13 protein-coding genes are annotated in these 12,881 nt (G+C 44.7%); 6 read left to right on the forward strand and 7 right to left on the reverse strand.

Annotation, left to right across the window (positions count from 1 at the left end):
* Nucleotides 1–314: 314 nt before the first annotated feature.
* The 6 genes from A3766_RS12495 to A3766_RS12520 all read left to right on the forward strand — a co-directional run bounded on the left by A3766_RS12495 (nucleotide 315) and on the right by A3766_RS12520 (nucleotide 6,096).
* The gene (locus A3766_RS12495; RefSeq protein ID WP_068513791.1) at nucleotides 315–1,529 is read left to right on the forward strand and encodes a CoA transferase; all 1,215 of its coding nucleotides are present in this window, start codon (nucleotides 315–317) and stop codon (nucleotides 1,527–1,529) included.
* 235 nt (nucleotides 1,530–1,764) lie between these two features.
* Nucleotides 1,765–2,304: a hypothetical protein gene (locus A3766_RS12500; protein WP_068513794.1), complete on the forward strand. Its 540-nt coding sequence runs from the start codon at nucleotides 1,765–1,767 to the stop codon at nucleotides 2,302–2,304.
* Nucleotides 2,305–2,462: 158 nt separating this feature from the next.
* Nucleotides 2,463–3,545: a peptide chain release factor 1 gene (gene prfA, locus A3766_RS12505; RefSeq protein ID WP_068513797.1), complete on the forward strand. Its 1,083-nt coding sequence runs from the start codon at nucleotides 2,463–2,465 to the stop codon at nucleotides 3,543–3,545.
* Between the two features lie 29 nt (nucleotides 3,546–3,574).
* Nucleotides 3,575–4,417, forward strand: a complete 843-nt coding sequence (prmC, locus tag A3766_RS12510) for a peptide chain release factor N(5)-glutamine methyltransferase (protein WP_068513801.1) — start codon at nucleotides 3,575–3,577, stop codon at nucleotides 4,415–4,417.
* A 31-nt stretch (nucleotides 4,418–4,448) separates the two neighbouring features.
* Nucleotides 4,449–5,228, forward strand: coding sequence for a molybdopterin-synthase adenylyltransferase MoeB (locus tag A3766_RS12515; protein WP_082870302.1), 780 nt, complete (start codon nucleotides 4,449–4,451; stop codon nucleotides 5,226–5,228).
* A gap of 118 nt (nucleotides 5,229–5,346) precedes the next feature.
* Nucleotides 5,347–6,096 carry an ABC transporter substrate-binding protein gene (locus A3766_RS12520; protein ID WP_068513803.1) on the forward strand — a complete coding sequence of 250 codons (750 nt, stop codon included), beginning with the start codon at nucleotides 5,347–5,349 and terminating at the stop codon, nucleotides 6,094–6,096.
* Between the two features lie 26 nt (nucleotides 6,097–6,122).
* On the opposite strand, the gene A3766_RS12525 is transcribed toward A3766_RS12520, so the two are convergent.
* From A3766_RS12525 to minC, 7 genes are all read right to left on the reverse strand, one after another.
* Nucleotides 6,123–7,220 carry a hypothetical protein gene (locus A3766_RS12525; protein WP_068513806.1) on the reverse strand — a complete coding sequence of 366 codons (1,098 nt, stop codon included), beginning with the start codon at nucleotides 7,218–7,220 and terminating at the stop codon, nucleotides 6,123–6,125.
* Nucleotides 7,221–7,320: 100 nt separating this feature from the next.
* Nucleotides 7,321–8,421 (reverse strand): hypothetical protein, encoded by a 1,101-nt coding sequence (locus A3766_RS12530; protein ID WP_068513810.1) that lies wholly within the window; start codon nucleotides 8,419–8,421, stop codon nucleotides 7,321–7,323.
* Between the two features lie 231 nt (nucleotides 8,422–8,652).
* A complete protein-coding gene (locus A3766_RS12535) occupies nucleotides 8,653–10,077 on the reverse strand; it encodes a PhoH family protein (RefSeq protein WP_068513813.1) in 1,425 nt (474 codons plus the stop codon).
* Between the two features lie 93 nt (nucleotides 10,078–10,170).
* The gene (locus A3766_RS12540) at nucleotides 10,171–10,674 is read right to left on the reverse strand and encodes an HPP family protein (protein ID WP_068513817.1); all 504 of its coding nucleotides are present in this window, start codon (nucleotides 10,672–10,674) and stop codon (nucleotides 10,171–10,173) included.
* 73 nt (nucleotides 10,675–10,747) lie between these two features.
* Nucleotides 10,748–10,999, reverse strand: a complete 252-nt coding sequence (gene minE / locus A3766_RS12545) for a cell division topological specificity factor MinE (RefSeq protein ID WP_068513820.1) — start codon at nucleotides 10,997–10,999, stop codon at nucleotides 10,748–10,750.
* Nucleotides 10,996–11,817 carry a septum site-determining protein MinD gene (gene minD, locus A3766_RS12550; protein WP_068513822.1) on the reverse strand — a complete coding sequence of 274 codons (822 nt, stop codon included), beginning with the start codon at nucleotides 11,815–11,817 and terminating at the stop codon, nucleotides 10,996–10,998. The genes minE and minD overlap by 4 nt, the downstream gene beginning before the upstream one ends.
* 107 nt (nucleotides 11,818–11,924) lie before the next feature.
* A complete protein-coding gene (gene minC / locus A3766_RS12555) occupies nucleotides 11,925–12,815 on the reverse strand; it encodes a septum site-determining protein MinC (RefSeq protein WP_231877501.1) in 891 nt (296 codons plus the stop codon).
* Between the last annotated feature and the right edge of the window lie 66 nt (nucleotides 12,816–12,881).

Genomic DNA, 12,881 nt, shown 5'->3' on the forward strand with positions numbered 1-12,881 from the left:
GTCAATATAGTGATGCTGATGTTTTAAGTGCCCATGGAGTAGCCGCAACTTTTCAAGTAAAGGGCTACTGGAGCCTAATTTCTTTAAGGGGTCTTGGTGACTGTATACGCTTGGTTTGTCCATGTTTCATCTTTAGCTCGTTCAAGTCGTTAGTTCTAGTATAGACGAGCTGGGTCAAGCGAAAAGCAAAAAACTAAATTGGTTACAAATCTGAACTTTGTTCCGAGTGGATTTAGCGGCTAAGCTGGTTTATTCTTCGCGTCATATATAGTTTCTTAATAATTTATTACAAAATAACCTAACAGGATGTCAATATGAGTTCGATTCTATCGGGGATGCGAGTGGTTGAAGCCTCTGCATTTGTCGCTGCGCCTCTTGGAGGAATGACTTTAGCTCAACTTGGAGCGGACGTCATTCGAATAGATGCGATAGGGGGGGGGTTGGACTATCGTCGCTGGCCCGTTACAAAAGATAATGTCAGTCTGTTTTGGGCAGGGCTAAATAAATCTAAGCGTTCGGTAGCGATCAACTTTAGGTCTCCAGAAGGTTCAGAACTCGCTAAGCAAATTATAACCGCGCCTGGCAAAGAAGCGGGAATGCTATTGACAAACTTTCCACCTAAGGGTTGGTTGTCTTATGAGGATCTTAAGGCAATTCGTCCAGACATGATACAGCTCACCGTTCAAGGCGATAGGCATGGTGGCTCGGCTGTAGACTATACGGTTAACCCGGCCATTGGCTTACCGTTTTTGACAGGCCCCTCTGATAGTAACTCGCCAACGAATCACGTACTTCCTGCCTGGGATCTGGTGACAGGACAGATGGCTGCACTGGGCTTGTTAGCTGCAGAGCGTCATCGTTATCGCACAGGTGAAGGACAGCACACTAAGATTGCTTTGGCTGATGCGGCCATGGCAGTGATGGGGCACTTAGGATTTATTGCTGAAGCGCAGTTAGGAGAAGAGCGTCCACGTTATGGAAACTATCTCTTCGGTGCGTTTGGACGAGACTTTACGACATCTGATGGCGAGCGTGTCATGGTGATTGGCTTGACCAAACGCCAGTGGAAGTCCTTGTGTATTGCTACAGAAACAGCTGAAAAAATGGACCAGCTAGCGGCAACGCTAGGACGTGATTTTTCTCAGGAAGGTGCTCGCTTTGAGTCTCGTGATGAGATTTCGGCTTTATTTTCTGACTATATTTCTAAGCGCAGTTTTAAGGATATTGAGTCTCGCTTCAATGAAAACGGAGTTTGTTGGAGTAAGTATCAAACGGTTAAGGAAATGGTAGATAGTGACCCGGAATGCTCGCTAGACAATCCAATGTTTAACCAAATTGATCAGCCTGGTGTTGGTTCATTCAGAGCAGCAGGAGCTCCTTGGAACTTCTCGGCATTTGAACGCCAGCCTGCGCAACCGGCGCCAAAACTAGGGCAGCAAACCGATGAAGTGCTTTCTGAAGTGGTTGGTTTGAGTAGTGCTGAAATTGGCCGCTTACACGATGCGGGTATCGTTGCAGGGCCAGAGTAGCGTCTAATCCAAACCTTTTTCCTTAAGTGTGTACTATTGGGGCCAGAGTAAAACAAACGCCTTTACTCTGACCCAATTTGAAGATGCTTATACCCTGTTGTTTCTAAAGAAATTTTATGGACTTCCAGGGGGCATTATTTTTATTCCATAATACTATAAAAATCCTAAGGCGGCTTTGATTCATTCGGCTATATTAGTAGGGATAGTAATACTTATGGAATAGAAAGGAGTCAAAATGCCCCAAGCAGGAAGCGCCCTGGAGCCCTTACACCTATTATTTAAAGAAACATGTATTGACGTTTTCGCAAGCATTCAATGCGAATTGGAAATTGTAGAGTCGGCAAAAGAGGTCTTGGCCCTGCCTTGCGCATTTATCGAAGCGCTTTCCGATGACCTGGAGCTGAAATTACTACTACGAGGCCCTGTCTCCATTCTAAGAGAAACTTATCCAATTAAAGGTGATGCCGAGTTTGTTCAAGCTCATGAGATTGAAGACTGGATTTCCGAATTGGCTAATCGTTTTATGGGGGCGCTCAAAAACAAACTCATCGATTATCAGCACTACCTGCAACTCGGCACCCCTCAAAAGCAGTTTGGCATTCGGCTTGATGAATTGCTTGACGAAGGTTTTTCGATGTTAACGCTTAACTTTCAAAGTGGGCGAGAAGTCTTTGAATGTAGTTTGCACACAAAAGTATTAAATCAAAATTTGTCCTTTGAGTATAAAGAGCCTGAAGCCGATCCTTTTGATGATGGCGAGCTAGAGATGTTCTAAATCTTTCTACAAGAGCTAGCTTTTGTTTCGCGCCGCTATTTTTGCTAAAATGCCGCGCAATTTCCTACATATTGAATTTTTGTGACCTTACTTTATCAAAAGCGTTTGTTCTTCAGGCTTTATAGTTAAGTTAAGGTCATCTAGCTGGTTACTATTCCATGAAAGAATCCTTATTGCTTCGTTTAGACAGTATTTCTGAACGTTACGAAGAATTAGCAGCTCTTATGAGCGACCCTGATGTGATCACAGACCAGAATAAATTTCGCGACTTTTCAAAAGAGTATGCTGAAATTGAGCCGGTTGTGAAATGTTACGCTAGCTACAGACAAGCTCAGGACGACATCGAAGAAGCCAACATGCTGATGAATGATGGTGATGCCGATATGCGCGAGATGGCTCAAGAAGAGCTGAAAGAGGCAAAGTCTTCTTTGGAAACTCTTGATAAGGAGTTGCAGACTCTCTTGTTACCTAAAGATCCGAATGACAAGAATAACGTTTTCTTGGAAATTCGAGCGGGAACCGGTGGTGATGAGGCGGCAATTTTCTCTGGGGATTTATTTCGCATGTATTCTCGTTATGCTGAGAAGAAAGGCTGGAAGGTTGAAGTGGTTAGCGAAAACCTGGGTGAGCACGGTGGTTATAAAGAAGTGATTACACGGCTTGTCGGTGAGGGTGTATATGGGAGCCTGAAGTTTGAGTCAGGAGCTCATCGTGTACAACGTGTTCCAGAAACCGAATCGCAAGGCAGGGTTCATACTTCGGCTTGTACGGTGGCTGTGATGCCGGAAATTGATGCTGTGGATGAGATCGAAATCAATAAGGCTGACTTGCGTATCGATACCTTCCGGGCTTCGGGCGCCGGTGGTCAGCACGTCAACAAAACGGATTCGGCTATTCGTATTACCCACTTGCCAACAGGTGTGGTAGTTGAGTGTCAGGACGAACGATCACAGCATAAGAATAAGGCTCGCGCTCTATCTTTGTTGCAATCGAGGCTACTGACGGCTGAACAGGAAGCGCATGCTCAAGAACAATCAGATCAACGAAAAAGTCTCGTAGGTAGTGGTGACCGTTCTGAGCGAATCAGAACCTATAACTTTCCTCAAGGTCGCATGACTGATCATCGAATTAATTTGACGCTCTATAAGCTAGCTGAAGTTATGGAAGGTGATTTGGACCAGGTGTTACAGCCTTTATTGCAAGAGCATCAGGCTGAATTACTCACTTCTATGGGTGAGTAATAAGTAGATATAGCTTATTGGAGTTTGATATGAGCCATCAACTGACTATTTCAGAGGCGATGGCAAAATCCCTCGAATTGACAAGCAGTTCGGCATCTTTGGATGTTGAGCTGCTCTTATGTCACGTGCTCGATTGCGAGCGTGCTTATTTACGGACCTGGCCTGATAAAAGTCTGGATCAAGACCAAACCGAGCACTTTCTTTCTCTTGTTTCACAACGCCAAAAAGGGCGTCCTATTGCCCACCTAATTGGTCAGCGAGATTTTTGGACTCTAAATTTAAAGGTTAATGAGCATACTCTCATTCCAAGGCCTGATACCGAAGTGCTTGTTGAAAGGGCTTTGAATTTGCCGTTGGATAAGTCCGCCATTTCAGTACTTGATCTCGGAACGGGCACGGGGGCGATAGCCTTGGCATTAGCTAGTGAGCGCCCAGCATGGCAGGTCAATGGTGTTGACCGTTTTCCAAAGGTCATTGAGCTAGCAAGGCAAAACGCAAACTTGAATAGCCTTCCTCATGTTGAGTTCTTCTGCAGCGATTGGTTTTCCGCATTCCGGGAGCAGCGTTTTTCTCTGATTGTTAGTAATCCTCCCTATATCGATGCCAAAGATAAGCACCTGCGTGAAGGGGATGTTCGATTTGAGCCTGCTTCTGCTCTGATTGCTGAAGATCAGGGGATGGCCGATATCAAAAAGATTACGCATGATGCGCGTGAGTTTCTCGAAGCAGGTGGCTGGCTACTTTTTGAACATGGCTATGACCAGGCAGAGCTTGTTAGGTCAGTACTGAAAAAAGCGGGTTATCAGCAGGTCGAGACAAGTAAAGATTATGGCGGTAACGATCGTGTTACCCAGGGCCAATGGACTGGGTAAGACTAGTTTTATATCTGTATAGAGGTGAATTGTGAGCGAGCAGCAAAGTCGCGAAGTTTATCAAGAGTTAAGTGATCCGGAGTTATTGCGATATAGCCGGCAGATCATGTTGCCTAAATTCGATGTTGCGGGGCAGTTGGCGCTCAAGAATGCAAAAGTACTTATTATTGGTGCGGGTGGCTTGGGTAGCCCGGTTGCGATGTATCTTGCAGCAGCAGGTGTTGGCTGCATAACTATCGTTGATGATGACCATGTTGATGTTTCCAACTTGCAGCGCCAAATTCTACATGGCGAAAGCTCGTTAGGAAAAATGAAAGTAGACTCCGCGGCTGAAATGCTTGGCAATATAAACCCTCATGTTGAAGTGAAGGTACTTGCCAAACGTCTGGATGAGGAGGGGTTACGGTCTGCTGTCGCCAGAGTTGACTTGGTTTTGGACTGCAGCGACACATTCACAACTCGATTCTCGGTCAATAGAGCATGTGTCGAAGAAGCAAAGCCTCTAGTGTCTGGTGCCGCGATTCGAATGGAAGGGCAGGTAAGTGTTTTCGATATGCGTGACGATGAAGCACCGTGTTATCAGTGTTTGTATGCTGAAGGGGATGACGAGCAGCTTACCTGCTCAACGTCAGGTGTTATGGCGCCGTTGGTTGGCATTATAGGGAGCATGCAGGCAATGGAGGCTATTAAGGTACTGAGTGGCCTAGGATGTTCTTTAAAAGGGCGCTTAATGATGCTGGATGCTACTTCGATGGAGTGGCGGACGTTGAAACTGAAGAAAGACTCAGGCTGTCAGGTCTGTGGTAAATAAGTAAAACGGACTCTTGATTCGACTCAAGTAAAGCTAGATCAATTTGGTATTTTTAGTGAAAGATATTGCTTAATTACTATTTCCTTCCAATAATGAAAGTATACGGAGGAGTGGAGTGATGAGAGAGATTACATCGAAGCTAGGCTTGCTGGTATTGCTTTTTTCAGTAGGGAACGTTAGCGCAGAGACTCTTAAGTTCAGTTATTGGGATGATGCGAAGCCACCTTTTGTTATTGAACATGATGGTGTAGTCCATTCTGGCATTATCAAAGATCTGGCCGACCAGATTTCTTCCGAAGCGGGATTGCAAGCCGAGTTTGTGAAACTTCCAGTCTTGCGAATTGAGCAACAATTGCAGTCAGGTGACATCGATGTGGATTGTTTGACGAGCCCTATTTGGAAGGAATTACCTTCTTCCTATCATTGGTCCCCTGTTTTATTTGATGGGGCAGACAGATTTCTTGTTCGTCCAGAACTTAGCTTGAAGCTTCATTCATACAATGACCTTAAAGGAACAACTCTAGGAATCTATAACGGTTATGTTTATCACCCTGAAGTGATGAGCCTGATTAAGTCTGGAGACGTAGCGACAATCAAGCTGAAGGGCTTGGAGCATGGGATTCACTTGCTGCAATTGAAAAGGCTAGATGTGCTGATTGATTTCGGGATTTTGCTCAAGTATCAACTTCGAGAAAGAAAATTGAATGAGCAGCTTGTATTGGCCAAGCTGCCTGCAGACGAATATAAACTTCATTGCGCCTATTCAAAACAAATTAAAAATAAGATTGCGCCAAAAACACTCGATATGCTTATTGAAAACCTCGTCAGAACCGGTGAGCTTGATCGAATTCTAAAACGTTATCAGTGATCCACTTCATTAGATAAATTGCTGCTTTATTGGCTTGCGGCATACTGTGTTGATCGAAACTGGCTCAAACTATAATCTCTTGTATAGAATTCAGGGTGAGCTAAGGGCGCTAGTTGGATAGGTAAGGCTACTTTTGCGAGTGACAGGTTTTTCAGCAAGAAAGGGCCTTCTTCCTGAGCGTCATGAATCATTAAGCCATCGAACTCCAAAGGTATCCAATGCTTGCCAGGTGCAAGCTCACCTGAATGTTGGGTTGTGCCAATAGGTGTATTACTGGCGCTATAGAGCGAGGCTTGAAAGTAAAAACGGTTTTTGCTGCTGACGCTAATTTCGGTCTCTATTAATAAATTCCCTTGCGCATTGAGCTTATCTCGAAAGTTTCCGGTCAGCTCTAGAGCCGGTTCTGAAAGAGTGAAAGTAATAGCGTCTGCAAGTTTGTTGGTTTTGTTAACGATTAGTACTTTATATAAACCAGCAATTTTTTCTGCATCAATATCAATTCGATATTCGTAAATGCCGTCCTGATTTTCGTCAGTGAACTCAAACTGTTGCAGGTTCGAGCTTTCATTGTAGATTAGTTGGCCCAGAAACTGGCTTGGAATTGGTGCTTGGTTCGCGTCCTGAAGGCTTGCATAGATGGTTGCTATGTCTCCATGAAGATAGTATTTCTTATCGCTCCAGATTGTTAGTGCAGTATGAGTCTCTTCATCAAGGCTGGTCCGTTCATCAATTGCGTAGCGCTTCTCGGTGGGGTCTTGCTCAGCTGAGCTGATTTTTTGGTTATAGTCTGGGTAGCGGGTAAAGCGATTGTGATCATCAATGATTGCTTCATGTAGTGCAGTTTTTTGCTGGATAGCTTTAATTCTGTCGATGGGGCTCAAGGGCGCTTGCTGCTCGAGAACTTCTTCCTGATCTTCGGTTTCATTGATGTCGGTGCTTGGTAGTTTGGATGGTATTTTTGCTATGACATTATTATTTTCAGTTTTTTGCTGAGCCTGATCAGCAGAGGTCTTACTAACGACAGCAAGCTCGGGCGTGTCTGTGTTTGAGCTGTTGAGCCATAGAAGCCCGCCAATTGAAAGAATTGAAACAAGTGAGATTGTTATTGTTTTGTGTTTCTGCATTTTGGTTAACTCTTAGTTTAGGCGCTTGGTGACTTGGAGGGTAACCCTGGAACTAGCCGTGTAGTTCCAGGGTTCAGTCTATCTCTTGATTTTGCTTATCTTAGTTTGCAGTACAAGAGTCTATGCGGCCGGCCATGTTGCGTCCATTGCCGCAAGATAGGCCGTTTTCGATGGAGGTGTAGCTTGGAGAGTTTATGCCTCCGTTTCGTTCTGCATCGTGGTCGGTATAAACACTCGCCATATTATAGGTGCGCGGTGTGCCTTTATTGCTGTTATTACACTTGAAGGTCGGGCTGCCGTAGGCAATACCAAAGAATGTTTTGTAGGTATTCAGGTCGTCCCAAATATTGCGCTTACCGGAACCTTCACAGCTCATTTGCGATGCCAGGTTGATATAACCATCATCTTCGCCATTAAGCATAGCCGCAGATGCGCCTTCAATACCAGGGAAGCTCTTGTAACCGCCCATAACATAAACCGGAGCAGCTAGGTTGGAACCAATATAATTCTTAACAGTGTAAGAATCGTTTGTTTGAAGCCATTGTACACTTGGGTTGCAGTCTTTACCTAAGAATGCCGCGTTTATAAGTGCATCTAACCAGTTGCCGTTACAAACTCGGTCAGCACCTTCGGTTCCGGTTATTGCGCCGCCAAGCGTGAAAATCCCGAGAATGTCGTTCATGGCGGATGCATAATCAACACTAACGGAACCAGAGCTTGTGTAAGCCGTATTGTAGTTGGGTGCGCCTGAGACCGCATTACCGGCGATAAACATCATCTGCTGAGCGCCCTGACTATGCGATACAACCCAAAAGTCGTCATTGGCCGAGCATTGAGTGCCAGCTTGAGGGTGATTGAGGCCGTCTCCGTTACCTTGCTTGATAGAAATGATCTGTCGAGCAATTTCGCCAGAGGTTTCGTTTCTCCAGTAAGGGTAGCCGCTTTCGTCGGTTGAGTCGTAACCAACAATGGCATAATTGTCGCCAGAGCTCAGCAAGTCATCCATAAAGTCAGCACCGTTATAGTTGCTGAAGTGGGATGTTCGCCAAGAGTCGAGGGCATTGATTTTGATGTCGCCTTGGGTTCCGTGCCCGTGAACCATTATATAGCAGTTGTCGGCAGCCATCGCTTGCCCTGATCCCCATAATAGAGATAAAGAAAGCGCGCAGGTGGAAAGTATAGATTTCTTAGTTTTAAACATAGTTAGGACCTTTCGATATGTATATTATTTTTATTTTGCGTCCTGCGGACAAAGTACAACAGACACTTTATCTGACCATTATCTGAGAAGAGAGGGCCGACCTGTTTTTACTTGATCATTATTTATCGGGAATGGTAAGAAGACCATGACAGTAGAGGACAGAGTATTGGCATTTTTGGCAATAAATATAGGGCAAGCACTTAGGCTTACCCTATAGACTTTTATGCCTGTTTAGTCAGAAAAATTGGCAGCAACGTAGTCTGCAAGACGGGAGCGTTCAACGCTTTGTAGTGTGATGTGAGCATAGTGTTCCCAGTTTCGCATGCGGTCCATTGCAAAGCTGAAGCCACTCGTTGAGGCCGATAGATAGGGTGTATCAATTTGCTTTAGGTTGCCAATCGCAATGACCTTAGTGCCTGGACCAGCTCGTGATATGAGACCGTGCATTTGTGCAGAGGTCAGGTTCTGGGCTTCATCAATAATGAAGATCTTGTCGGAGAAACTTCGGCCTCTCATAAAACCGGAGCTTTTTATTTTTACGCGGCTTTTTAAGAATTCAACACTCGACTTCCTTTCGAAATCGGTGCCGTTGGGGTTGGCGCTCAATGTTTCCAAAGCATCGGTGATCGCGCCCATCCAAGGGCCGATTTTATCTTCTTCTTCGCCGGGTAAGAAGCCGATATCTTCACCCATTGGAACCGTGGCCCGAGTGACAATGATTTCATCATAAAACTTATCTTCGTACACCTGGTGTAGTGCCGCAGCTAGGGTTAACAGAGTTTTACCTGTCCCGGCTTCTCCGGCGATGGTGACGAAATCAATTTCAGGATCAGTGAGTGCTGCCAAAGCAAAATTCTGTTCTTTGTTTTTAGCTTGAATTCCCCAGCAATGATATTGAGATTCAAAATCGGGTAATAACTCAATCGTAGCCGTCTGATCGACAACTTGTCTCAATTGGCCGCGGAAAGTTTGATTACTGCTGGAGTCTGAATATATGTGAGTATTGATGCTCCAGTTGCGAACCCAGGGAGCAGTAATGTGATAGGTGATAAGCGTGCCAAATTCCTGAGAATCCTCTCGGTCAATTTTGATATCTATACCAGGCGCTTCCCACATTTCATCGGTAATTTCGACTTGGCCACTAAAGAGTAATTCGTCACCGACATTGGCTACTTGGTCATTTCGGTAGTCTTCTGAAATCAGGCCATGAACGCTGGCCTTAATGCGCATATTAATATCTTTAGTAACTAGAACTACTGCTACGTCACTATTAGCGTAGTTTTCGCTCAGTTGTCGGGTGACAGCAATGATTTCGTTGTCTGCAACCGGCGCACGTTCCTTTTCGAAGGTTTGGAAGAATAGCTTGCCCTCGTGATTAGTAGCCGGATATAAGGTGCAGGAGTCAAGGCTGATGCCTTTATCGAGCTGGTCTATTTCTATGTTGGATAATAGCTCGTCAAGATAACGGTGAGCCTGCCGAGCGTTGCGGGCAATTTCATTTTTGCCTCGTTTGTGACCATCGAGTTCTTCTAATACTCGAAGAGGAATAAACACTGCGTGTTCATCAAACTTGTAAATAGACTCTGGTTCGTGGATTAGTACATTGGTATCGAGTACATAAAGCTTCTTGTTGTGTTTTAACTTACTTTTTACCATACAAAAACCTCTGACTTATGCAACTTAGGGTTGATAGTTAACTGACCAGATTGTGCCATCAAGTGTGATGCCATCAATTAGAGCTAAGCGTATTTAGCTAGCAGCTTCATCGACGATGACTTTGAGTAGATCATAAGTAGTAATGATACCGCTCAGGTCTTCACCTTTTTTGACAAAAACGCGGTGTAAATGCTCCTCCATCATTAGTTTAGCGACGTCGACAATGGCTGTTTCCTCGTCGACGGAGAAAATTATTGGGGTCATAATATCGCCTACTTCTACTGGAAGTTTGGCCATGCCTTCAAAAATCATCATACGTAAGCGTCTTGCTTCGAGCTTCTCTTCTTCGCTGAGCTGTTCCTCATAAGAGCTATCAACAGAATTTAAGTGGAAGTCGGCAATATCTTTAAGTGTAGCAATGCCAATAAGCTGCCCTTCTTGATTAGCAACGGGGCTGCCAGAGATATTGTTATCAGATAAGAAGGCAGAAAATTGCTGCATGGTCCAGGATTGTGGGACAGATTTGACGTGTGGAGTCATAATGTCGCGAGCGTAGAGTTTATTTAGCTTTCCTGAAGTGGTGTTGCCAGTGTTCATGCTATGGGGTCATTCCTTTACTTAAATTCTACAGTAGTAACTTAAAAAAAAGACCTCCGAAGAGGTCTTGGTCTTAATCTTCTGGAAGTGTAACGTTTAGTTCCAGAATTGAGCAATCATCGTTTTTATCTAGCTGTACCTGAACTTGTTCTTGATCGACAGGTACATATTTTCTTATCACCTCGAGAATCTCTTGTTGGAGCTGAGGTAAATAATCAGGTTGTTCACGTTTACCTCGTTCATGTGCGACGATGATTTGTAAACGTTCTTTAGCGATTGATGCAGTGTTCTTTTTGCTGCTTTTAAAGTAATCGAAAAAACTCATGCTGTTGTAGACCCCTTAAACATACGTTTAAAGAAGCCCTTTTTCTCTGTTTGCAAGAAGCGATGAGGCAGCTCGTTACCTAGCAGTCTCTCTACAGCATCCGAGTAGGCTTGTCCGGCATTGCTTTCTTGGTCGTGAATAACAGGAACCCCTTGGTTTGAAGAGGATAGTACTGCCTGAGACTCAGGTATAACGCCTAGTAGTTTCACGGCCAGAATATCTTTTACATCTTCTACATTAAGCATTTCGCCTCTATCGACTCGCTCTGGGTTATAGCGAGTTAGTAGCAGGTGCTCTTTGACGGGTTCTAGTCCTTGCTCGGCACGTCGAGATTTACTGTTCAGGATACCAAGGATTCGGTCAGAATCCCTGACTGAAGATACTTCAGGGTTTGTGACGATAATCGCTTCATCGGCAAAATACAGAGCCATCTGTGCGCCGTGTTCAATACCGGCAGGTGAGTCACAGATAATGAAGTCGAAAGTCTTGGCAAGTTCAGATAGAACTTTTTCAACACCATCTTCGGATAGGGCATCTTTATCACGAGTCTGAGACGCTGGCAGGATGTACAGATTTTCAACCTGCTTATCCTTGATAAGTGCTTGGTTAAGTGTCGCTTCGCCATTGATGACATTTACGAAATCGTAAACGACGCGTCGTTCACAGTTCATAATTAAGTCCAGATTTCGTAGACCTACATCAAAATCAATGACTACTGTTTTTTTGCCCTTAAGGGCCAGACCTGTTGATATGGACGCGCTAGTGGTGGTTTTACCTACGCCGCCTTTTCCAGAAGTTATGACAATCGTCTTAGCCAATTTTATATCCCGTCTTACTAATTGTGTGTCGTTAAAAGGTTACGGTACAGCTTTGTTATTTGTATTCGGAAGTCCTTTGTAAGTGCTGTAATCCAGATCCGTTTTCGTTATATTTCAAGTTCTTTAAAGCTTAGTGTCTCGTTGCTTAAATAGACTTGAGTTGGTTTTTTTAGTGCTGCTTTATCGATATCTTCGCTGATTTTGTATTGCCCGGCAACAGAAACCAGTTCTGCTTCAAGGCTGTGGCAGAAAATTCGAGCATTCGTATTGCCCTTTACCCCTGCTAAGGCGCGACCGCGCAGTGCGCCATATACGTGAATATTACCATCAGCCAAGATCTCTGCACCGGCGCTAACCGGCGCAAGTATGATCAAATCTCCATCGGCAGCATAAACTTGCTGGCCTGAACGGATAGGGGTGTGAATGATTTTGCTTTGCTGAGGTGCTTGTTGAACGACAGTTTTAACCACTTCGACTGTTTCAACTTCTGTATGTACGACCTCTTTTACCTTAGCCTCTGGCTTTTCTGGTGCTGGCTCTGCCTGTCTTTCTTTCTGTTTTGCCAGTAGCCCTAAGCCTGCCTCTTTTGCAGCTTGCTGGTGCTTCTCTAAACCGCCCCTAACTGCCACTGCTTTAATCGAAAACTCACGACATTGGTTGATCAGTTTGTCAAAAGGAACACTGTCTTCTTCAGTAAGCTGTTCGATGTCAATGATGACAGGGAGGTTCTCGAAAAAGCCAGGGGCTTGTGTTGTCTTTGCTGAAAGCTCTTGCTGAATTTGAGCTTCGTCATAGTAGGCCAATTCCAGAACGGTCATCGGCAGTAAAGAGCCTTTAAGCTTTAGGCAGTTGCCAGATGAGCGAGTGGTAGAAGCGGTAGATTCAGGTGTCGCCTGATCGTTAGAGTTGGAGCTGACTGTGGCGCTAGACGTCATTGAGTTACCTGAGCTTGGTTTCTGTGCAATCAGGCCCGATTGTAAGCCAGTTGAGTCACGCACAGATACTTAAATTACAGTTATTGTTTGTGTCATGCCGCAGTTCGAATTAGAGTGCGGTTGATATAG

This window comes from Oleiphilus sp. HI0132 (genome assembly GCF_001635845.1).